Raw genomic sequence first — 23,083 nt, 5'->3', positions numbered from 1 at the left:
TGCTATTGATGTACTTCAGTAACGCTTATGTCTGTTTGGTGATTTAAACGAGGAAATACATGCAACAACACTCCCCTCTCGTGACTTTGCGCGAACTTGCCCAAGCTGCGGCGGAAAAAGCGGCATCACAACTTGCACAAATCAGGCAAAGTCACCAACAAATGGAGCAACAGCTTGCGGCGTTAATGAGTTATCAGGATGAATATCGTACCCGTTTGAATGACACTCTCAGCAGCGGCATGTCCTGCTCAACCTGGCAAAATTATCAGCAGTTTATGAAAACGCTGGAAATGGCAATTGAACAGCACAGATTACAGCTCAATCAATGGAAAAAACGACTTGAGCAAGCCATGTCACAATGGCAGGAAAAACAGCAGCGTCTGAACGCCTTCGACACACTGCAACAGCGGGCAGAGCATAATTTGAAGTTACACCAGAACCGCATGGAGCAAAAACAAATGGACGAGTACGCACAACGTGGTGCACAACGGAGAATGAAACAATGAATCTCACTCTTTTGCCTACTGATTTAAAACTCACAAATAAAGGCCCGGAAAAAAGTCAGCCGGCTTTAAATGAACCCGCGAACGGTAATCCTTCCTCTCAATTCGGGCAACTTCTCAACGCAGAAACAGCTTCTATGCGGAAGCACACTGCTCAGGCGGACAAAAATAGCCTGAAAGAGGGAAAATCCGCCACTGACAAAACAACGCAGGGCGAATGGTTGCCATCGCAGCCTGCATCAGACAATGCGGTGGTCACGGATAAGTTGCAGGAGGAAGTTGCCTTGCAAGAGAGCCGTGCCGAATTTGCTGTATTGAAAGATGAAGATCTTTTATCTGCCGAAGCGTTAAGTGCCGTTATTCCGATCCAGATTGCCGGGCTGGTCACTCCTTCTGCAAATTCTGTGGCTTTTCAGGAAAGTACAGATGGCTTAATGGAAAATAGCTTGCCGGATGATAAAAACAGTGCTGTCCAGACGTTACTGAGCAAAAATGCCGAAGATATCAAAGAAGCCAAAGTTGCGGGTACAGTTCTTTCTGAACGTTCTCTCTCTGAACTCTCTAAAGAGGGAGCACCAGACAAAGGCATCCCATTTTCTGCTGCACAAGATTTTGCACTCAGTAACAAAACAGAGAATTCCGCCAACACACGCCCTGTGCTCACGCCCGTTGCCGGACAGGTAAAACTGGCTGCCACTAATAAGGCAGGGTATGACAATACTCTCTCCAAAAATATTTCTTCAGACAATATTTATTCAAAAAACGTTTCTTCAAAAAACAGCAGCAAGGAACTAAATCTGCTCCAAATGGCAATTCAGGGCGCTCCGGCGTTGACGGCAGCTACAATAGAAACCGCTTCCGTCGATTCACCTACGGTATTGGCAGCTTCTCCCCTGCTTTCAGGCGGGCAACAGGCAACGGGGCAGTTTCAGTTGAATAGTGCAACTGCACCTTTGTTGAATGCGCATCTTGGCAGCGAACAGTGGCAACAACAGCTTAATCAGCACGTGTTGTTCTTTAACCGTAATGGATTGCAACAGGCTGAGCTTCGTTTACACCCTCAAGAACTGGGTGCACTGCATATCCGCATGAGTGTTGAAGATAATCAGGCACAATTGCACTTTGTTTCCGCCCATCAGAATGTTCGTGCTGCTCTGGAAGCTGCTTTGCCGGGACTTCGCCACTCACTGGCAGAAAGTGGCATTCAATTGGCTCAAAGCAGTGTCAGTAGTGATAACCAAGGGAACTGGCAACAAGAACATCACGCCGGTAACCAGGCGAATAGCCAGAATAGTGGTCGTTCCAACTCCCATGCCAATACGCAAGATCATGGTTTAGTGGCCTCAACCGGAGTCACCGCTGCTCATGATTCAGCCATCAGGCTGACACCTCAGCAACTCGCCTCAACCCGGGGAGGTGTTGATACTTTTGCCTAATTATCCACCAGATTATTCATCTAATTTCAGGATGCACTGTAATAAAATGAAAAAGGGTCGATAACAAACGTGTGAGTTAATGGTTTTTTCTCCGTTTGTTCCCGCTATTGCCGGAACAAAGACGCGGGATAATTGATATCGATTTTGATGGATAAGGAGATCCGCCACGGAATGCGCGGTGACTTATCCGCAACGAAAAACAGGAATTTGTCTGTCCATGTCTGATTATAGCTACGAGCATAAACGCACAAATCCAATTTGGATAATACTGCTAATACTGATCGCTGTTCTTGGTGCCGCCATCGGAGGGTATAGCTGGTGGACAATGAGCCAGTCAACCAATAACAGTTCAGAAAAAACCAAAGTCATCAATGCCCCTGTATTTATGAACTTGGAACCTTTTACCGTCAATTTGATCGACAACGAAGATCATTTCGATCGCGTTCTGTATGTTGGCGTGACATTGCGTCTGCCTGACGAAAAAATCCGTCAGCGATTCCATGATTATCTGCCAGAGGTTCGTAGCCGTATGTTGCTGTTATTATCTCGCCAGAAAGCCATCGAACTGGCAAAAGATGACGGAAAAATGCATTTGGTGACAGAAATCAAACAGACATTAAACCCGACGCTAATACCCGGTGAGCCTGATCAGGAAATCACCGATGTGTTATTTACCACGTTTATTCTGCGATAATCACAATGAGTGACAATATTCTTTCACAGGCAGAGATTGATGCTCTGCTCAATGGTGACAGTGCCTCTGCTGATGACGTAGAACAAACTGCGTCTGGAGAAAATGAGGTTCGACCTTACGATCCCAATACACAACGCCGTGTTGTACGCGAACGTTTGCAGTCACTGGAAATCATCAATGAACGTTTTGCCCGCCAATTCAGGATGGGGCTGTTTAACATGCTGCGCCGCAGCCCGGATATTACGGTCGGTGCTATCAAAGTTCAGCCTTATCACGAATTTGCCCGCAATCTGGCCGTGCCGACCAACCTCAATCTGGTTCACCTGAAACCATTGAGAGGAACCGCACTATTCGCTTTCGAGCCAAGTTTAGTTTATATCGCTGTTGATAACCTCTTCGGGGGTGATGGTCGTTTTCCAACCAAAGTGGAAGGCCGTGAATTTACCTATACCGAACAGCGGATCATCAACCGAATGCTGAAACTGGCGCTGGATGCCTATCGTGACGCCTGGGATTCTATCTTTAAACTTGAAGTGGAATATGTGCGTTCCGAAACGCAGATAAAATTCACCAATATCACCACTTCACCGAACGATATCGTGGTTACCACACCGTTCCAGGTGGAAATCGGTGCATTGACCGGCGAATTCAACATCTGTATTCCATTTGCCATGATCGAACCCCTGCGCGAACGCCTGACCAATCCACCTGTGGAAAATGTTCGTCAGGAAGAGGGACTGTGGCGTGAAAGTCTGGTGAAACAAGTTCAGCACTCAGAATTAGAACTGGTTGCGAACTTTGTTGATATCCCACTGCGGCTGTCAAGGATACTCGAACTGAAAAGTGGCGATGTTTTGCCGATTGAAAAACCTGAACGCCTAATCGTTCACGTTGATGGTGTGCCTGTGCTCACCAGTCAATATGGAACACTACACGGGCAGTATGCCCTGCGTGTTGAACACCTGATTAACCCTGTTTTAACTGCTCTGGATGAGGAAAAGCCCAATGAGTGATGCTAAACAACCCACAGATAACGGATCAACTGACGATATGTGGGCAGAAGCGCTGGAACAACAGGCCGCACAGCAAACCTCTGACGGCGGCGCGTCAATTTTTGAGAGTCTGGAACCACAGGATGCACTTGCCCAGCTCTCCGATATTGATTTGATCATGGATATTCCCGTTAAGCTCTCTGTTGAGCTGGGACGTACCAAGATGACTATCAAACAACTGCTGAAACTGTCACAAGGTTCAGTGGTGCCTCTTGATGGTCTGGCGGGCGAGCCACTGGATATTCTGATCAATGGCTATTTGATTGCACAGGGAGAAGTAGTTGTCGTATCCGATAAATACGGTATCCGTATCACGGATATCATCACTCCTTCTGAGCGCATGCGTCGTTTGAGTCGTTAACTATGATGGCGAACCAGCCTTCCCTTAATGTTTCTTTTCAACGTGGTACGGCATCAGATGCCGTACCCGTTAGCACAACAGTTAACACTACAGGCAGTAGCGAACCTCTCCCGGCCGGCCAGACACTGATGCAGGTCAGTAGTGCACTGGGGGGGATTTTATTGTTGATTTTCTTCATGACATGGTTAGTTCGCCGTTTAGGTCTTGCCCCCGGCAAAAACAAAAATCATCGGTTGCTGAATGTTAAGGCGAGCTGTTCTCTCGGGCCGAAAGAGCGGGTTGTTGTGGTGGAAGTCGAAGACAACTGGCTGGTACTGGGCGTGACATCCCAGCAAATCAATATGCTGCATCAAATGCCTGCGCCACCTGATCACGCGGAAAAGGATGCCGCACTCAAGTCACTGCCATTCGGCCAGATGTTGAAAAATACGCTCCAGCGAAAAAGCAAGAACGACAAGGACGATGATGAAAAATAGAGTTTTCTTTATGACTGGCATGACTGGTAAAAAACTTGTCTCACCGCTTAATATCATGCGTTTGGCAACGCTGTTTATGGCACTCTTATTGCCACTATTTCCCATGAACGCCGCTGCCGAGTTACCCGGCATCATCAGCCAGCCTTTACCCAACGGCGGACAAAGCTGGTCACTGCCAGTTCAAACCCTAATTTTCATCACGGCTTTGGGATTCATTCCTGCGGCCTTGCTGATGATGACCAGTTTTACCCGTATTATTATTGTGCTGGGTTTGCTACGTAACGCACTGGGAACGCCGTCCGCGCCCCCTAACCAAGTGATGCTTGGTCTGGCGCTGTTTATGACTTTTTTCATCATGGCACCGGTATTTGATAAGGTTTACCAAGACGCTTACCTGCCCTACAGTGAAGATAAGATCACACTGGAAGCCGCGCTGGATAACGGTTCAAAGCCTCTCCGCCAGTTTATGTTGCGTCAGACGCGAGAAAACGATTTAGCTCTGTTTGCCCGCCTTGCAAACCAAGAAGCATTTGAAACCGCGGATTCTGTCCCGATGCGTGTGCTTATTCCCGCATTTATTACCAGCGAATTAAAAACAGCATTCCAGATTGGCTTTACGCTCTTCATTCCGTTCCTGATCATCGATCTGGTCGTTGCCAGTGTCCTGATGGCGTTGGGGATGATGATGGTTCCGCCTGCCACCATATCGCTGCCGTTTAAACTGATGTTATTTGTCTTGGTGGATGGCTGGCAATTGTTGCTTGGCTCACTGGCACAAAGTTTTTACGTCTAGCGTGGATCTTATTGGAAAAAGATTAAAAAAGCGGTTTGAGAAAATTATGACTCCAGAATCGGTAATGGCCCTTGGCGTTGAAGCAATGAAAGTAGCGTTGGCATTAGCTGCCCCACTTCTTTTGTCTGCTTTGATTTGTGGCTTAATCATCAGCTTATTGCAAGCGGCAACTCAGGTAAACGAGATGACTTTATCGTTTATTCCGAAAATCCTGGCCGTTGTCGTTACTATCGTTGTCGCGGGGCCATGGATGCTGAACTTGCTTCTGGACTATATGCGTACATTGTTTAGCAGCATTCCGGCTATGATCGGTTAACCATGATCCCGTTCGATAGCGAAACGCTCTCCCGCCTTGTCAGTGATTTTTTCTGGCCATTGGTACGTCTATTGGCGCTGTTCAGCATAGCGCCAATTTTCAGTGAAAAACAGATGCCGATAAAGGTCAGAATAGGCTTGGCGTTAGCTATCACCGCTTTATTGGTTCCGGGTCTCCCTGCTTCCCAAATTCCTGTTTTTTCCGTTCCCGGCATTTGGGTTCTGATACAACAGATATTGATCGGTATGGCCTTGGGATTAACCATTCAGATTGCTTTTGCTGTGGTGCGACATGCCGGTGAAGTGCTTGGCTTACAAATGGGGCTTTCATTCGCCACATTCTTTGATCCTACCGGTGGCCCGAATATGCCTATTTTGGCCCGTATTCTGAATATGCTGATGATGTTGCTGTTTCTGGCATTTGACGGGCATTTATGGTTACTGTCTATTCTGGCCGATACGTTTTATTCCATTCCCATCCAATCGACCCAATTGAATCCAAAAGGTTTTCTGTTATTAGCTCAAAGTGCCAGCCTGATCTTTGTCAATGGCATGATGCTTGCGCTGCCAATGATTACCCTACTCTTGGTTCTGAACCTTTCTTTGGGCATGCTGAACCGCATGACACCCCAACTTTCTGTATTTGTGGTCGGCTTTCCTCTGACTCTGACAGTGGGTATTTTCACTCTTTCCCTGTTGTTCCCAACGCTGGTGCCATTTACAGAGCGGCTATTCGGAGAAATGTTCGACCGTTTAGCAGTGATTATTCATGAACTGATCGCCCAATAAACAATAGCTTAATCACCTTGCCATGATATTTACTTCATCCATGCACCACAGTATCCACTGTGGCGATTAACTTCCCGATAACAAAAAATATCGACATCTGGTATTTATTTCAGTTAATTTAATTTTAAAAGGTTACTATTGCAAAAAAGAACTATCGTAAAGGAGAAATGAGCATGTTGCATAACAACTCTTCACAAACTTCTTCAGCAGTTCGTAATAACAACTCTCTTCCCTTGCATACCTATCCTCTTAGTTCTCCTCAGCAAGCTATCTGGTTTGATCAGGCTATCCATCCCAATTCTTCCAACTACCATCTCAGCCTTTTCATCTGCATCGAAGGAGAGTTTAATGAAGCATTATTTGTCCGTGCCTTTGAAGCCGTTGTTTATTGCCATGACGCTCTGCGTTTGCAACTGATCAACACCCATGCCTTGCCTACTCAGAAAATTGCTCATTCCCTCCCTGTGGTCGTGGATATACACGATTTTTCATCGCATCCAGACGCTGACATCAGAGCAAAACAATATATGGATGCTGAATTCATGCGTCCATTTCACTTGGATGAGGTGCTGTGGCGTTCCAAATTATTGCGGGTCAGCAATACCTGCCGGTACTGGCAATTTTGTTGTCATCATTTGATCATTGATGGCACGGGTATGTTCATACTCCTTGACAAGGTTATCAATGCCTACAACCGTCTGATGAAAGGAGAAACACTGAACAACTCCGCTCACTCTTATCTTGATTTTATTACGGATAACCTCAACTATCTCGCTTCTGAACACTACTCACAGGACATGCAATTTTGGTTGAAGCGTTATGAAAACCTGCCTCCCCCTTTACTCCAGCCTGCCAATTCCAATAGCATTGATGTCAATAACAACAGAAACCACAAACAAACTAATCCCATTGCGTCTCAGCCTGCTCGCTGGTCAATCGACCAGACACTCTTTAAACGCATCGAAAAGGCGGTTGGCGGACAGGGATTACCTTTCCTGCATTTCATGTATGCCATTCTGGCCTGCTATTTCGCACGAACAACAGATGTAGACAGAATTGTCATCGGCAGTCCCTTGCATAACCGCAAAAATACGCGACAAAAGTGCACGATGGGAATGTTCGCAACCGTGATCCCCATTGGCATCACCCTTTCACCGGAGGATACGTTTCGTGATGTCATGCGCAAAGCTGCAACCGAAATGAGTCTTTGCCATGAGCATCAACGCTTTCCCATCGTAGAATTCAACCGACAACGACACATCCGGCAAAAAGTCGGGAATGCGCGATTATTTGATGTGGCGTTATCTCTCGAACCGTTTAAAACAAATCTGCATATGGAAGGAGAGAACACCAGCGTCAAACTTTTCGACCTACATTCTGGTGCCCCCTATCCGCTTTGTATCAGAATCAAACAATATATAAACACCGCCCGTCCTGAAGATACCTATTCCCCGATTTCCATTGAGTTCTATTTTTCTCCTGATTACCTGAATACCACGGAAGTTATGGCGCTCCAGTCCCGTCTTGCCGTCTTGCTTGATGCCGCTCTCACTTCTCTGGAGATCCCTTCCCTGACGGATACAAAAATAGTCAATTTGCCTCTCCTGCCCGACATTGAGCGCCAACAAGTATTGGTGGATTTCAACGCCACCCAAGCTGAATTCCCGCAGGATACCCTGATTCATCAACTGTTCGAAGCACAAGCACAACGCACACCGGATGCCATTGCCGTGGTCTTTGAAGAGCAATCGCTGAGTTACGATGAATTGAACAAACGTGCCAATCGTCTGGCACACCACCTGATTTCCCTTGGCGTTCGTCCTGATGATCGGGTGGCGATTTGTATTGAACGCAGTCTGGAAATGGTTGTCGGCTTATTAGGTATCCTCAAGGCTGGGGGCGCGTTTGTGCCACTCGATCCGACTTATCCGACCACGCGGCTGATCTATATGCTCAATGATTCAACCCCCGTGGCTCTGGTGACTCAGACGACGATTACTCAAACAATGCCGGCAGAAACGTGGAACAGTCACCTGCCAACCCTACTACTTGATACTCCAGAATATTCTGTTTTGGATGAAAGATCGGAAGAAAACCCGGAAGTACAAGCACTGGGACTGACTTCCCGTCATCTGGCTTATGTCATTTATACCTCTGGCTCCACAGGGCAACCTAAAGGCGTCATGATCGAACATCGCAGTTTGGGTAATTTGATTACCACCCAGCAAGACACACTCGCCATCACTCCAAACAGTCGAATCTTGCAGTTTGCCTCAAACAGTTTCGATGCCTGCATTTGGGAATGTTATATGGCACTATTGGCGGGCGCTCGCCTTTACCTTGCCAAACGGGAGCATCTTCTGCCGGGAACAATGCTGTCTCACTATTTAGAGACTCATGCCATTACTCACGCCCTCTTGTCCCCCACCGCACTGGCAACAATGGATACCCTTCCGGCAACACTGCAAACCTTAATTGTGGGAGGGGAGGCATGTCCACCTACGCTGGTCAAACGCTGGGCGCAAGGACGACAGATGATCAATGCGTATGGCCCGACGGAAACCACCGTTTGTTCCACCATCTGCCAATGTGAGAGTCAGAAAAGCATTGATAATCAGGAAAATCATGCGCCGCCGATTGGTCATCCCATCGCTAATACCCAAATCTATATTCTTGACACTTACGGTCAACCCGTTCCGCAGGGAGTCGTGGGAGAGATTTATATTGCTGGTGTCGGCGTTGCCCGCGGCTACCTGAATCGCCCCGAACTCACTGCCGAACGTTTCCTTATCAATCCGTTCTCCTCTTCTGCGCACAACGCACGTATGTACAAAACCGGCGATCTGGGGCGTTGGTTACCCGATGGCAAGATTGAATATCTCGGCCGCAATGATTTTCAAATCAAACTGCGCGGTTTCCGCATTGAGCCGGGAGAGATCGAGGCAAGACTGCGGCAATGCCACGGCGTGCGTGAAGCTGTGGTGCTGGCTTGCGAAAATCGTTCCGATGAAAACACGCCCGATGAAAATGGAGCGGCTCCAGAACAACTGGTCGCCTATTTACTGCCTAAGGCGGATGCTGAACTGGAGCCAATGGCATTGCGGCAACAGCTCGCACAACATCTTGCCGAATACATGATACCCAGTGCCTTTGTGACACTTGATGCCTTCCCACTGACACCCAATGGCAAACTCGACCGTCAGGCGCTCCCCAAACCCGATCATACTGCAATTGTCACACGCAGTTATCAGGCCCCTATCGGGGAAGCAGAAACCATCCTGAGCCAAATCTGGCAAAGGTTGCTCGGAGTGAAACATGTCAGCCGCTACGATCACTTTTTCGAGCTTGGCGGGCACTCGCTGATCGCCGTTAGCCTGATCGAACAACTGCGCGATCTGGGATGGGTTCTTGATATCCAGATTATATTCACCAAACCCGTGCTGAACGAGATGGCAACAGCGCTACTGTCGGCTCAGGAGAATACAGTTCAAGGAAACAGGGAACAAAAAAATACGACGGTGTTCACTGTGCCGCCCAATCTCATCCCTGACGGCTGTACTGCCATTACACCCGGCATGCTGACTTTAGTTTCCCTATCCCAACAAGAGATTGATGCCATCGCCGCTACTATTCCTGGTGGGGCTGTCAATATTCAGGATATCTATCCGCTCGCGCCATTGCAGGAAGGCATTTTTTTCCATTATCTGTTGCGGAAACAGGGAGATACTTACCTGTTACGCAATTTACTTGCCTTCAACACCCGCGAACGGCTGGACGTCTTTCTGGCGGCTTTACAACAGGTCATTGACCGTCACGATATTTTGCATACATCAATCTACTGGCAGGGATTGGCGCAGCCGGTGCAAGTCGTCTGGCGGCAGGCATCTTTGAACATTAATACGTTTTTGCCGGATGGCGGACAGGATATCCCTTCTCAATTATTGTCACATACCGATCCCCATCACTACCGTCTTGATGTGAGTCGGGCACCGCTATTCTCAGCCGATATTGCCTATGATCCGCGTCAGGATGAGTGGTTACTGGTTTTGTGTATCCATCATTTAGTCTGTGATCATATAACACTGGAACGTATCATTGATGAAATCGGCACATTATTGCGTAGCCATACCGAAAGCGGATGTCTTGACAATCGCCACTCTGAAAAATTATCCCCGGTATTACCTTATCGTCACTTTGTCGCCCAATCCTTGCAGGCGCCTACCTCAGCTCACGAAACCTATTTCCGTAACGTGCTCTCTGATGTAGATACACCGACAGCGCCTTTCGGGATACTGGATATTCACAGCGGGAACAGGCAGATATCGGAGACTAAACAGCCCATAGATGCACTACTTGCCAAAGCTATCCGCACTCAAGCCCAACGTCAGGGTGTCAGCCCCAGTATATTGTTTCATGTTGCTTTGGCTCTAGTACTGGCAAAAATAAGCGGACGTGATGATGTGGTCTTTGGCACGGTATTGCTGGGACGCATGCAGGGCGGTACGGGCATCGATCAAATGATGGGGCTGCTTATTAATACTTTACCCATTCGGATCAGGCTTACGGATAACAGCGCACAGACAACCGTTCAGGAAACCTATCTCAGGCTGATGAAGTTGCTGAAGCACGAACAGGCAACACTAACGCAAGCCCAATATTGTAGTGACGTGATACCCCCTTTGCTGCTCTTCAATACACTACTCAATTATCGTCATAGTCAATCAGAGACTACCTTTGCCAAATGGGAAGGTATGCGTTTGCTGATGCAAGAAGAGAGAATTAATTATCCTATCGGTTTGTTTGTCGATGATTGGGGTGATGGATTTAGTTTAGTTGCCCAAACCGTATCGGATATCGAACCGATTCGGCTGATCGGCTATATGACCACTGCCCTGACGGGATTAGTCGAAACGCTGGAAACTTCATCCCACCAGCCAATTTTGGATATTTCGATTTTGCCCGTTAGGGAACGTCAACAGTTGCTGGTGGATTTCAATAATACAGCAGCCGATTTCCCGCAAAACACGCTTATCCACCAGCAGTTTGAAAAGCAGGTACAACACAATCCCGATGCGATTGCTGTCACCTTTGGAGAACAATCGTTGACGTATGCTGAACTGAATCGTCAAGCCAATCGTTTAGCGCATCATCTGATTGCCTTAGGTGTCCGCCCAGATGATCGGGTAGCGATTTGTTCTGAACGTAGTCCTGTCATGATGGTAGGATTACTCGCTATCCTGAAAGCCGGCGGTGCCTATGTCCCGCTCGATCCAAACTACCCTGCCGAACGACTGGCCTATATACTTGAAGATGCCGCTCCTGTTGCCTTGCTCACCCAAACAACATTAATCAATTCGCTAACCAACACCGTACCCATTGTAGATCTCAATAATCTTGCATCTCTTATGGCGGACATGCCAACCAGCAACCCAGATCCCCAAATTCTTGGCCTGACACCACACCATCTGGCTTATGTCATTTATACCTCGGGTTCGACGGGTGTGCCCAAAGGAGTAATGAATGAGCATCGCGGGGTCGTGAATGGTTTATTCTGGGCACAGAAGACTTATCAATTAACCCCGCAGGATCGTGTCTTGCAGAAAACACCGTTCAGTTTTGATGTTTCCGTTTGGGAGCTATTCCCGCCCCTGATGTTTGGTGCCCAGCTAATTTTGGCTCATCCTGATGGTCATAAAGATCCGCACTATTTACTGTCCGAGATAGAAAAGCACAGGATTACGATCATCTACTTTGTGCCTGCCATGCTACAACGATTTCTCCATGCTATTCCCGTCGGACGCTGCCCTTCCCTGCGCCACATTTTATGCAGTGGTGAAGCATTTCCTTATATCTTACAGCAACAATGCCTGTCCCATTTTGCTCACTGTCAGTTACACAATTTATATGGCCCTACTGAAGCAGCGGTTCATGTTACCGCCTGGCAATGTGTGCCGGAACGTTATATCGGACGGATACCCATCGGGAAACCCATCGCCAATACCAAAATTTATCTTCTCGATAGCCATGGAAAACCGGTTCCAATAGGAGCCATCGGTGAGATTTACATTGGCGGAACCGGTATCGCCCGCGGTTATCTGAATCTTCCAGAACTCACCGCAAGACACTTTATCTTTGATCCTTTTTCTTCAGACTCTGATGCCCGTCTATACAAAAGTGGCGATCTGGCTCGTTGGTTACCTGACGGGAATATTGAATATCTTGGTCGCAACGATTTTCAGGTCAAGATACGCGGCTTCCGTATCGAACTTGGCGAGATTGAGACCCGACTGGCGCAATGTCACGATGTACGTGAAGCGGTTGTGATTGCCCGGGAAGATACGCCGGGCGAAAAACGTCTGGTTGCCTATCTACTAGCTAAACCCAATGCGACACTGGTGCCAGCAGAATTACGCCAGCAACTTGCCCAACACCTTGCCGAGTATATGCTGCCCAGTGCCTTTGTGACGCTTAATGCCTTTCCATTGACACCCAATGGCAAGCTCGACCGTCAGGCACTGCCAATGCCTGACCAGACGGCACTCGTGACCCGTAACTATGAAGCCCCCATCGGAGATATGGAAATTGAGCTGGCTGAGATTTGGCAAGCACTGCTGAAACTGGAACGAGTGGGTCGTCATGATCATTTCTTTGAACTCGGTGGTCATTCCCTGCTTGCTATCCAACTTGCCGCGCGGATACGCCAAAAACTGACGCGGGAATTGCACTTACAGCAACTTTTTTCTCACCCTGTCCTGTCCGATTTGGCTACCTTGCTCACCGACACGCCTGTGACAACCCAAATCGTTATTCCTGCTGCTGATCGCTGTCAGCCACTGCCACTCTCTTTCTCTCAACAACGTTTGTGGTTCCTTACCCGCCTCAATACCAAAACCAATCTGGCCTATCATATCCCGATAGTCCTGCATCTCAGCGGACACCTTGATCATACTGCGGTTACGGCTGCGCTTGACCATCTCGTCAGTCGGCATGAAAGTTTGCGCACCCGTTTTGTCCTGATTGATGAACAGCCTTACCAGCATATCGACAGCGCAGATACTGGGTTTTCTCTGACCTATCAGGATCTGCGCAGATTAGACGAAACGTCTCGCCTGACCTGTATTAACGAATTAGTGGAACTCGAAACACAAACCCCGTTTGATTTTGCTAATGAGCCAATGGTTCGGGGCCAATTGCTGCAACTGTCTGATGAAGAACATGTGCTGATCATTATCCAGCATCACATCATCACCGATGGCTGGTCGACCGGGATATTGTTCCGCGAACTGGGTGCTCTCTACCGTTCCGCATCAGGAGAAAATGGCGATCCTTTACCCCACCTTCCCCTCCAGTACGCGGACTACGCCGTCTGGCAACAGAAAAGACTACAAGGTGAGGTTCTCACTGCCCAACGGGATTTCTGGCAAAAGCAGCTTCAAAACGCACCGACATTGCTGGCTCTCCCCATCGATCACCCACGACCACCAGAACAAAGTTACAAAGGCAATCATGTGCCCGTTCACCTGAATGCTGATTTATTGTCTGCCCTCAAAGCACTCGGACAACGTCAGGATACAACGTTATTTATGACCTTGTTTGCAGCCTGGAGCATCGTGCTTGCCCGTTTAAGCGGACAGGACGATATCGTTATTGGCACCCCCGTCGCCAACCGTTCATTGAGTGACCTTGAGGGATTGATTGGCTTTTTTGTCAATACATTGCCTTTACGCGTCGAACTGGAACAATGCAACTCTGTGGCAAATCTGCTCGCTCATGTCCGTGAACGGGCACTGGCAGCCTATGCACATCAAGATCTGCCTTTTGAACAATTGGTGGAAACCCTACAACCAGAACGCAGCCTGAGCTATAACCCGATCTTTCAGGTTATGCTGGCCCTGAACAATATTTCTACACTAAACAATACTTCCACACAGTTCCTTGAATTGCCGGGTTTATCTGTCTCGTTGATGGAGCCACCACACCACAGTGCGTATTTTGACCTGACGCTGTCACTGACCGAAACCCAAGATGACATCAGTGGTTATCTGGAATACGCTTCAAGTCTGTTCGAGCGGAAGACGATTGAACGCATGGTGAATTATTTCACCAATGTGCTGACAGCCATGACAAGCGATGAGACACAAGCCATTGCACACTTACCGATATTATCCGTTGCAGAACGCCAACAGTTATTGGTTGATTTCAATACCACGCCATCTTTGCAAAACGCGGTTGCTGATTTTTCACAAGATACTTTGATTCAGCAACTGTTCGAAGCGCAAGTGCAACGCACACCAGATGCGGTGGCGGTAATTTTTGAAGAGCAACCCTTGAGTTATCACGAACTGAACCGACGCGCCAATCAACTGGCGCACAGCCTGATTGCTTTTGGTGTCCGCCCTGATGATCGTGTCGCAATTCATGTTGAACGGGGTTTGGATATGATTATCGGTCTATTCGGGATCTTAAAAGCCGGGGCCGGTTATGTTCCACTTGATCCAGACTATCCTACTGAACGGTTGGTTTATCAGTTATCGGACTGCCAGCCTGCCATATTGTTGACCCAAAAACATTTACAAACACGCTTACCAATACAAGATATTCCCATCTGGCTGTTGGACGATGAAATTCATCAAGAGAGCATGCAAAAACAGCCGACGTATAACCCTGACAGCCAGCAGACAGGGCTTCAACCGCACCATCTGGCCTATATCATCTACACCTCAGGTTCAACCGGCAATCCCAAAGGCGTTATGTTGGAACATCACAATGTCGTGAGCCTTATTCATGCACATTGTCAGGTGAGTGAACCCCGCCCGGGTGATCGTATTCTGCAATTTGTGACCTTCGCGTTTGATATTTCCGTGTCAGATATTTTCCCTACTCTGGCTTCGGGCGCGACGCTGGTTCTGCGCCCATCCCATATCAAAATACCAAATAGCGCTTTTGTCGATTTTTTGCGTGAACAGAAAGTGACGATCATCAATTTACCAACCGCTTTCTGGCACCATTGGGTACAAGAAATAAAGGCCGGACGTGGCGGTTTCAGCCCCTATCTACGTACCATTATTGTTGGGGGTGATAAAGTGGATCACCGCTGTTTAATGGATTGGCTGTCGTGCCCGGAAACTCAATCCTGCCGCTGGTTCAACGCCTATGGTCCCACAGAAATCACCATCACTGCCACGACGATAGCGATCGATAAGAAAATGATGATAGGTAATACATCTGTCCCCTCAATCACTAACAACATTCCGATTGGCCGGCCCCTGTCCAATACCCGTATCTATATTTTAGATGCACTTGGTCAGCCAGTTCCTATCGGCGTAAGTGGCGAAATCTATATCGGAGGCATGGGCGTCGCCCGTGGTTATTCAAACCAACCAACACTGACAGCAGAGAAATTTGTTACTGATCCCTTTAGCGAACATCCCAACGCCCGTATGTATAAGACCGGCGATTTAGCCCGCTGGCGATCTGACGGCAATATCGAGTACCTTGGTCGCAATGATTTTCAGGTCAAGCTGCGTGGTTTCCGTATCGAACTGGGGGAAATCGAAACCAGATTGATGCAATGTCACGGCGTGCGTGAAGCTATCGTGCTTGCTCGCGAAGATGCTTCTTATGGAAAAACAGGTGATTATGAAAAAACAGGGAGCGACAAACGTCTTGTTGCTTATCTGCTCGCTGAACCGAATACGGAACTGGTGCCGGCAGAACTGCGCCAGCAACTTGCACAGCACCTTACCGACTACATGTTGCCCAGCGCATTTGTGACATTAGATGCTTTTCCGCTGTCCCCCAATGGCAAACTCAACCGCCAAGCGCTGCCGAGGTCGGATCAGGCTTCTATCGTGACTCACGCTTATGAAGCGCCGCTCGGTGACAGGGAAATAGCGTTGGCCGAGATCTGGCAGGCATTATTAGGGTTGGAAAAAGTCGGTCGTTATGACCATTTCTTTGAGCTGGGAGGCCATTCCCTGATGGTCATCAGTCTGATCGAGCGGCTGCGTAACCAAGGTTGGCACCTTGATATTCGTACCGTGTTTTCCACGCCAACGCTGGCTGGAATGGCAAAAATCATGCAGGTCATCGGGGACAATACAACCTCATTCACCGTACCGCCCAATCTCATCCCTGATGGTTGCACCACCATCACGCCTGATATGCTGCCGCTGGTTTCCCTGACGCAACATGAAATTGAGACTATCGCCGCCACAATCCCCGATGGTATGACCAACATTCAGGATATTTATCCACTTGCACCATTACAGGAAGGCATGCTGTTCCACCATCTCCTGCAAACACAAGGAGATGTTTACCTGTTGCACCTCTTGCTCGCTTTCGACACCCGCGAACGTCTTGATACTTTTCTGACGGCTTTACAACAGATCATTAACCGCCACGATATTCTGCGTACTGCTTTCTGCTGGCAAGGTTTAACACAACCCGTGCAAGTTGTTTGTCGTCAGGCATCCCTGCACATCAACACCTTTGTACCAGACGGCGATAAAGATGTGTCATCTCAATTGCTGGCACATACCGATCCTTGTCGGCATCGCATCAATATAAGTCAGGCTCCGCTATTATCTGCTGATATTGCCCACGATCCGCAGCAAGAGGAATGGTTGCTGGCTCTCTGCTGTCACCACATACTCAATGACCATATTTCGTTGAATCTTATCATTGCTGAAATCAACGAACTGCTGCACGGGCACTTATCTCCTGTATTGCCGCCTGTACTGCCTTACCGCAACTTTATCGCCCAGTCCTTGCAGGTGCCGACGTCAGACCACGAAACCTATTTTCGTAGAGTACTCGCTGGTGTGAATACACCGACTGCGCCCTTCGGAATACGGGATGTACACAGTGGAGACAGATCGGCAACTGAGGTTATCAAGCCACTTAATGCAGCACTCGCCAGAGCTATTCGCAAACAAGCGCGCCGACAGGGGGTTAGTCCCGGAGTGCTATTCCATGTCGCGTTGGCACAGGTTCTGGCAAAAATAAGCGGGCGAGATGATATTGTCTTCGGCACGGTCTTGCTCGGACGCATGCAAGGAAGCGTTGATATTGAACGGATTCCGGGATTATTCATCAATACCCTGCCTGTACGAATCCCACTTGCAGGGAACAACGTACAAGAAACCGTACAAACCGCTTACCGCAATTTGACGCAGTTACTTGAACACGAACAGGCATCATTAGCACTGGCTCAGCGCTGTAGTGCTGTAGAGCCTCCCCTGCCGCTCTTTAACACACTCCTTAACTATCGCCATAGCCAACCGAATGTCATCCACACCCGATGGGAAGGTATACGTCTGGTGACAGGACGAGAAAGAACCAGCTATCCCATCTATCTGGCTGTAGATGATTTGGGTAAAGGTTTTCTGTTGACGGCTCAGGCTGTATCAGGTCTCGATCCGACACGACTGATTACTGATATAGCCACTGCCCTGACTGATCTGGTGGAAACATTGGAAACAGATCCTCAACGTTCCATCATGAGCATTTCAACTTTACCCGCCGCAGAACGTCAGAAATTACTGGCCGATTTCAACGCCATTCAGGCTGACTTACCGCAAGATAGAGTGATATCAGCTCAATCTGCTGTTGTAACAACTTCCGATTACGAAGCACCTTTCAGTGATGTGGAAATTGCACTGGCTGAGATCTGGCAGAAGTTGCTGAAACGGGAACAGGTAGGCCGACATGATAATTTCTTCGCGCTGGGAGGCCATTCACTGATAGCAATACAATTGTTAGCTCGTATGGGTGAGAAAAATATGGAAATTCCATTGGCAACATTGTTTACCCATCCCACATTATGTGAACTGGCCAGAGTTGTAAGCCAAAATCACTCAGCTTTATTGAATAACTCAAAAAACTACCGTTCACTGGAATAAAATTAAGTGGCTCCGCAAATTGTATTGTGGAGCCACTTTTCAACCATTGATCTAATAGCTAATTTCTTCAGTTAAAATTGGGGTGGCCATTGGATGCGGTTACCCCACCATCTATCGGCAGGTTCACACCATTAATGAAACTGGCATCTTCACTCGCCAAAAATGCAATGGCGGCTGCAACTTCGGAAGGTTGGCCCGGCCTTTTCAACGGAATACGTCTATCGAAATGTTTCAGGGTTTCATCGTCAAAACGAGCGACCATTGGCGTCAAGACTAAACTTGGGCAAACCGCATTGACGCGAATACCCTGTGAGCCATAATCCAGCGCCATGGCACGCGTTAAATTCACCACAGCACCTTTCGCTGTACAGTAGTAAGCACCGCCCCACTCTCCCCCTAACCCGGAAACAGAGGCATTATTAACAATACACCCTTTGCTTTCCAGCAAGTGAGGTAGAGCAAAATAGCTACAATTGAGTACGCCATTAAGATTTGTAGCCAGGACTGCGTTACCGTCTTCTTGTGAAGTACTCAATAAATCGCCCACAGCATACAAACCCGCATTGTTGACCAGAATGTCTATCCGACCAAAATGACTGACCGTTTCATCAACCATATTTTTGACCGATTCCCGATCTGCGACATCAGTCTGAATCACCAACGCTTTGTCCGATGACAACTCACTGAGTACACGATTAAGCTTATCAGTATCCCGTCCTGCCAATACAACAATGGCTCCCTCTTGTGAAAAGCGTTTTGCTGTAGCTTCCCCGATACCGCTTCCTGCGCCGGTAATAATGACAACCTTATCCTCAAATCGAATCATGTTATTGCCCTCATAGATGTATTTTCAAGTTTTGCCTGGCTCTAATTCCACTGAAAATTTTATCCGGTCTTTATCGGATAAACGGATCATTAACCTTGCCGGATCATAATCCTGCTTAAACGAAAAGATAACATTCGTTGAGATCACAATATTGCCATTAAAGAGGCCAATAAAGCCTGTCCGTTATCAGCCGTACGGCAGATAGTAAACACAGTTAATGAATTTATCCTATCCTCAGGGGTTGGAAATAAAATCTCATCACACCATTTTGTATGAGCCGATGATGCCAAATAGTGTTCTGACTCAGATTGGTTATCAGATTCCAAATAAAGAAGATAATAATACTCTTGATCTCGCCCTTTCTGGCTGAATAAATATTCATATGATACTTGGAGAAACGGCTATCTTGTAATTATTTTTAAATGAAAAAATCACCTTTAGTTATTATTTAATTGGTTTAGTAAAAATAAGATACGCTTTATCGTAACTTTTAAAAAGGCCTGATTGTTTCGTGCCCAACCAAACAGTGAAATATACTCCAACCTGAGTATATTTACATTAAATTTGCGAGAGGCATCACAATGCTGGTGGATTCAGTTAAGAGAAAAGTTATAAACATATTACTCTTATTTACTATTTCTGATAGTAATAGAAACTAGTTGAAAATTATAATCCCTTATATAATGGCTAGATCTACAAACAGTAGAAGTGAATTTCCAGAATTTATGGGAGGGGGATAAATTGCAGACTTCAGAAAAAACAACAGTAGCAGATTCAAGTGGAATTTAAACATCTGGGTTAATAATTCTGAGTTTTAATTACGTTGTAAAATTAGTAAATCACGTAAAAAGAGATTACCATGAACACGCTGAATGTTATAAGAAATAATATGGAGTTGTCACACCCAGTTGAAGTGCTAGAAACATTATTAATACGTTTATATTTATATGACCGTACATCAAATAAAGACATTTCATTAAAAAGCGGTTTACCTATTCCTATCATCTCCGCATTTAAAAAAGAATTAATAAAATATAATTATGCTGAAAATAAAGGTGTTTTTAAATTAAACCCCATAGGCGTAAAATATGTACAAGATGAACTGGGATATCGATCAATTGATATAAATAAATATAACTTGCTGTCATCAGAGGAGAGACGAAAGGAGTTTGAGAAAGAGCTTTCCGTTTTATTGGAGCCAATATATAACAGCAGGCCTCAAGTAAATGTTTTGTTAGATCAGGCACATGCAACATTAGAGACATCAATACGCCGGGTAATGCTATTACTTAATAACCCAAGAGTATTTAAACAAAATATTTTATTTTTGGGTGATGATGATTTGACTTCCTTAGCCCTGATGATGGCATTTAAAAATCTCGGCTACGACAGCTCAAAAAATATTTTTGTCAAGGATATCGATCAAGACCTACTAACATTTATTCGAGATGTCGCAAAGCAAAATGATTTCGTCATTAATACTGAATACTTAGATCTAAAACTCTCTAATGTATACACTAAAAACTTTGACATCGTCTTGACAGATCCACCTTATACATTGAGCGGATTAAAACTATTTTTATCACGCGCTATTAGTTTCACTAAAAATGATAATAGTGAGATCTTACTCTCCTTTGGTCAAAAAAAACCAATGGAAAACCAAGAAGTTCAAAGGTTATTCAACAATCAGAATCTTCTTATCAGAAATATTTATCCGCAATTCAATAAATATCATGGCGGAAGTATTATCGGCAATGTCAGCGATCTCTATGTTCTTTCTGTTACACCTCAAACCTACCCGATGATCTCAGGGAGAAATCATTATTCAGATAAAATCTATACTGGAGAAATTAACCCTCGTATAAAATTTTACCAATGTAAATCATGTAATAACATGATAACCATTGGACACGGAAAGAGCATATTAACGATAGAACAGCTCATAGAGTCAACTTGTAATAAATGTCACGGCACTAAATTCCAATATCGTGGTCAGGAAAAAGTAAACTCATCGGATCATACACGACAGCTTGGCACTCACATTATTATAGATATGAAAGATTGTGATACAGAGGTACTGAAATCTGTATCAGCCATTGAAAAAATCATGCTTGATATTGCCCAACAATGTGAGCTGAATGTTGTTACTCATAATTTCCATCAATTCCAGCCATGGGGTGTCAGTGGTGCACTCATATTAGCAGAGTCCCATTTTACCATTCACACATGGCCTGAATATCAGTATGCCGCTCTTGACTTATTCGTTTGCAATGAATTTAAACATCAAGATACATTTATGATGCAGCTACAAACTCAGCTTAATGCCCAAGAATATGAATATAAGATACTACAGCGGGGTTTTTAATTTTAAAATAAATAGAATATCTTCTTAGCACCTTACTCAACGTTGAAGCATTAAGTTTATTCACTCAACGAAAGAACTGATTGTTAATTAGCCGTGTGTGAAAGACAATCAGTTATAGAATAAATAATATAAATTGTTATGCTATTTCATGTAAATCTCCCGGAACTGATTGCCTGATACCCCAAAAACCACAATAGGGCTATGAAAGCCCTTTTAGATTAAATCGTTTTATATAAAAAACATTCAAATAGAGAGTAGACGTTTTGCAAAACTCCCCTCTTCATTCTCTTTTTTGAATTTTCTATACTTTGATGCGTAGCTTAGCATCGTTTCTTGATGCGGATATTCACGGATAAATATCCCTCCCCACAGATCATCCCACTTTTGATAATTGGGATCATTCAATAAATATATATGCGCTTTCTTGATGTTCCAATGAGGAATGCCCGGATACAAGTGATGCACTAAATGGTAATTATCATAATGCCTTCCAAACAAGAAGCGTTCCCACCAAATACCTTTTGTATTTCGTGTTAGCAATAATGCTTCCTTTTCAGATGCAGGCAGAGGATAATGTTCAGCTATACCAATAATCCACCCAATAGCTACTGTAACCGTAAATAATGGAACTATCCAAAGCAGAATAAAATACAGGAAGTAACCAGAGTAAATGATGATTGAAAGTATCACAATCCAATAAATAAAAAAGAAAGTTGATTCTTTATCATTCTTATTTCCTGATTTTTTCTTTGTAACTTTATTTTCGTCTTTTTTTAACTCCTTGTTTTTCCTTGATTTAATTATGTCTTCTATTACATATTTTATATATTTAAATGTCCTGTATCCTGAAAGTGTTAATAATATATTCTGTATAAAAAACTCTCTATCATTTTGATTAAAATCATATAATCCACTATCTATATGAAATTTATAATCAGGATCTTTTTCTGGATCACCTAAATGAGCGTGATGATACCTGACATGAGGATCTTTATAAGTACTAAGCAAATGAAATACCAAATGCCCGGATAAAAAAGTCCCGGCGATATAATTCAGGAACTTGTTTTTAGCTAAAACATGATGAGATGAGTAATGTAATATATTTGTGAATGCCCGTTGTGTCGAACCTATCATCAATAAAGAGAGTGGATAAAACCAGAAACTTATACCAACACTTAAATATATCGCAATTATTACAACAAGGTAATCTTTTGAAAGTGAAATAGCCCAGTGATAATTATCCAACTTCCTCAGAACTCTTAAACTGGAAATCACATTGCGAGATATATTGAAATGATTCCTTAACTTTATTTCAGACAACGGCATAATTAAATCCCCTCCTGATATTTTATTAATAATGAGATAAATTAAGCTTTGATTAGCATTGAACTCGGTGACTGGAAGATTCACTTAAACAGCTTTCTTATTCCAGCCACTTAAGATAATTTAAAAAGGATCACTTGGATTCACATATTAAGTGCAACATCGTTATAAACGAAGTAAATGAGTTTTTGTACCTTTAAATAGCTCATCCGGCGTATTGTAACCCCGTGTTTTTCGTGGTCGCTTA

General features: G+C 45.5%; 14 protein-coding genes. 12 read left to right on the top strand and 2 right to left on the bottom strand.

Features of this window, described 5'->3' with window-relative positions; translation table 11 throughout:
- Nucleotides 1–59: 59 nt before the first annotated feature.
- The 10 genes from fliJ (at nucleotide 60) to AAC854_RS13135 (ending at nucleotide 18,322) form a co-directional block, all read left to right on the top strand.
- Entirely contained in the window at nucleotides 60–506 is a 447-nt protein-coding gene (gene fliJ / locus AAC854_RS13180) for a flagellar export protein FliJ (protein WP_187654374.1), read from the top strand.
- Nucleotides 503–1,939 (top strand): flagellar hook-length control protein FliK, encoded by a 1,437-nt coding sequence (locus AAC854_RS13175; protein ID WP_340617499.1) that lies wholly within the window; start codon nucleotides 503–505, stop codon nucleotides 1,937–1,939. The genes fliJ and AAC854_RS13175 overlap by 4 nt, the downstream gene beginning before the upstream one ends.
- Nucleotides 1,940–2,156: 217 nt before the next feature.
- Complete coding sequence (fliL, locus tag AAC854_RS13170) at nucleotides 2,157–2,633, top strand: flagellar basal body-associated protein FliL (RefSeq protein ID WP_340617498.1); 477 nt, start codon at nucleotides 2,157–2,159, stop codon at nucleotides 2,631–2,633.
- A gap of 5 nt (nucleotides 2,634–2,638) precedes the next feature.
- Nucleotides 2,639–3,646 carry a flagellar motor switch protein FliM gene (fliM, locus tag AAC854_RS13165; RefSeq protein WP_047963293.1) on the top strand — a complete coding sequence of 336 codons (1,008 nt, stop codon included), beginning with the start codon at nucleotides 2,639–2,641 and terminating at the stop codon, nucleotides 3,644–3,646.
- Nucleotides 3,639–4,046, top strand: coding sequence for a flagellar motor switch protein FliN (gene fliN / locus AAC854_RS13160; RefSeq protein WP_340617497.1), 408 nt, complete (start codon nucleotides 3,639–3,641; stop codon nucleotides 4,044–4,046). Before fliM ends, fliN begins: the two co-directional genes overlap by 8 nt.
- A gap of 2 nt (nucleotides 4,047–4,048) precedes the next feature.
- Nucleotides 4,049–4,522 carry a flagellar biosynthetic protein FliO gene (gene fliO / locus AAC854_RS13155; protein WP_340617496.1) on the top strand — a complete coding sequence of 158 codons (474 nt, stop codon included), beginning with the start codon at nucleotides 4,049–4,051 and terminating at the stop codon, nucleotides 4,520–4,522.
- 55 nt (nucleotides 4,523–4,577) lie between these two features.
- A complete protein-coding gene (gene fliP, locus AAC854_RS13150; RefSeq protein WP_340617506.1) occupies nucleotides 4,578–5,315 on the top strand; it encodes a flagellar type III secretion system pore protein FliP in 738 nt (245 codons plus the stop codon).
- 46 nt (nucleotides 5,316–5,361) lie between these two features.
- Nucleotides 5,362–5,631 (top strand): flagellar biosynthesis protein FliQ, encoded by a 270-nt coding sequence (fliQ, locus tag AAC854_RS13145; RefSeq protein ID WP_273547320.1) that lies wholly within the window; start codon nucleotides 5,362–5,364, stop codon nucleotides 5,629–5,631.
- A 2-nt stretch (nucleotides 5,632–5,633) separates the two neighbouring features.
- The gene (gene fliR / locus AAC854_RS13140) at nucleotides 5,634–6,419 is read left to right on the top strand and encodes a flagellar biosynthetic protein FliR (protein ID WP_340617495.1); all 786 of its coding nucleotides are present in this window, start codon (nucleotides 5,634–5,636) and stop codon (nucleotides 6,417–6,419) included.
- A 167-nt stretch (nucleotides 6,420–6,586) separates the two neighbouring features.
- The gene (locus AAC854_RS13135; RefSeq protein WP_422824083.1) at nucleotides 6,587–18,322 is read left to right on the top strand and encodes a non-ribosomal peptide synthetase; all 11,736 of its coding nucleotides are present in this window, start codon (nucleotides 6,587–6,589) and stop codon (nucleotides 18,320–18,322) included.
- 67 nt (nucleotides 18,323–18,389) lie between these two features.
- On the opposite strand, the gene budC is transcribed toward AAC854_RS13135, so the two are convergent.
- Nucleotides 18,390–19,148, bottom strand: coding sequence for a meso-2,3-butanediol dehydrogenase (gene budC / locus AAC854_RS13130; RefSeq protein WP_340617493.1), 759 nt, complete (start codon nucleotides 19,146–19,148; stop codon nucleotides 18,390–18,392).
- 217 nt (nucleotides 19,149–19,365) lie between these two features.
- On the opposite strand from budC, the gene AAC854_RS13125 reads away from it, so the two are divergent.
- Both AAC854_RS13125 and speD read left to right on the top strand, forming a co-directional pair.
- A complete protein-coding gene (locus tag AAC854_RS13125) occupies nucleotides 19,366–19,518 on the top strand; it encodes a hypothetical protein (protein ID WP_340617492.1) in 153 nt (50 codons plus the stop codon).
- 489 nt (nucleotides 19,519–20,007) lie between these two features.
- Nucleotides 20,008–21,513 carry an adenosylmethionine decarboxylase gene (speD, locus tag AAC854_RS13120; RefSeq protein WP_340617491.1) on the top strand — a complete coding sequence of 502 codons (1,506 nt, stop codon included), beginning with the start codon at nucleotides 20,008–20,010 and terminating at the stop codon, nucleotides 21,511–21,513.
- Nucleotides 21,514–21,756: 243 nt separating this feature from the next.
- Here speD and AAC854_RS13115 read toward each other — a convergent pair whose 3' ends face one another.
- Entirely contained in the window at nucleotides 21,757–22,923 is a 1,167-nt protein-coding gene (locus AAC854_RS13115; protein ID WP_340617490.1) for a fatty acid desaturase, read from the bottom strand.
- Between the last annotated feature and the right edge of the window lie 160 nt (nucleotides 22,924–23,083).

Origin of the sequence: Xenorhabdus entomophaga, from assembly GCF_037996725.1 — a bacterium.
In the GTDB taxonomy this organism is placed as follows: domain Bacteria; phylum Pseudomonadota; class Gammaproteobacteria; order Enterobacterales; family Enterobacteriaceae; genus Xenorhabdus; species Xenorhabdus khoisanae.
Note: the sequence above shows the minus strand (reverse complement) of the source record. Positions and strands in the feature narration are given on the sequence as shown.

What these genes read in the sequence shown, in the direction of transcription:
- fliJ (WP_187654374.1), top strand. Translation starts at nt 60, where the DNA reads ATGCAACAACACTCCCCTCTCGTGACTTTGCGCGAACTTGCCCAAGCT.
- AAC854_RS13175 (WP_340617499.1), top strand. Translation starts at nt 503, where the DNA reads ATGAATCTCACTCTTTTGCCTACTGATTTAAAACTCACAAATAAAGGC.
- fliL (WP_340617498.1), top strand. Translation starts at nt 2,157, where the DNA reads ATGTCTGATTATAGCTACGAGCATAAACGCACAAATCCAATTTGGATA.
- fliM (WP_047963293.1), top strand. Translation starts at nt 2,639, where the DNA reads ATGAGTGACAATATTCTTTCACAGGCAGAGATTGATGCTCTGCTCAAT.
- fliN (WP_340617497.1), top strand. Translation starts at nt 3,639, where the DNA reads ATGAGTGATGCTAAACAACCCACAGATAACGGATCAACTGACGATATG.
- fliO (WP_340617496.1), top strand. Translation starts at nt 4,049, where the DNA reads ATGATGGCGAACCAGCCTTCCCTTAATGTTTCTTTTCAACGTGGTACG.
- fliP (WP_340617506.1), top strand. Translation starts at nt 4,578, where the DNA reads ATGCGTTTGGCAACGCTGTTTATGGCACTCTTATTGCCACTATTTCCC.
- fliQ (WP_273547320.1), top strand. Translation starts at nt 5,362, where the DNA reads ATGACTCCAGAATCGGTAATGGCCCTTGGCGTTGAAGCAATGAAAGTA.
- fliR (WP_340617495.1), top strand. Translation starts at nt 5,634, where the DNA reads ATGATCCCGTTCGATAGCGAAACGCTCTCCCGCCTTGTCAGTGATTTT.
- AAC854_RS13135 (WP_422824083.1), top strand. Translation starts at nt 6,587, where the DNA reads ATGAGCATGTTGCATAACAACTCTTCACAAACTTCTTCAGCAGTTCGT.
- budC (WP_340617493.1), bottom strand. Translation starts at nt 19,148, where the DNA reads ATGATTCGATTTGAGGATAAGGTTGTCATTATTACCGGCGCAGGAAGC.
- AAC854_RS13125 (WP_340617492.1), top strand. Translation starts at nt 19,366, where the DNA reads ATGAATTTATCCTATCCTCAGGGGTTGGAAATAAAATCTCATCACACC.
- speD (WP_340617491.1), top strand. Translation starts at nt 20,008, where the DNA reads ATGAACACGCTGAATGTTATAAGAAATAATATGGAGTTGTCACACCCA.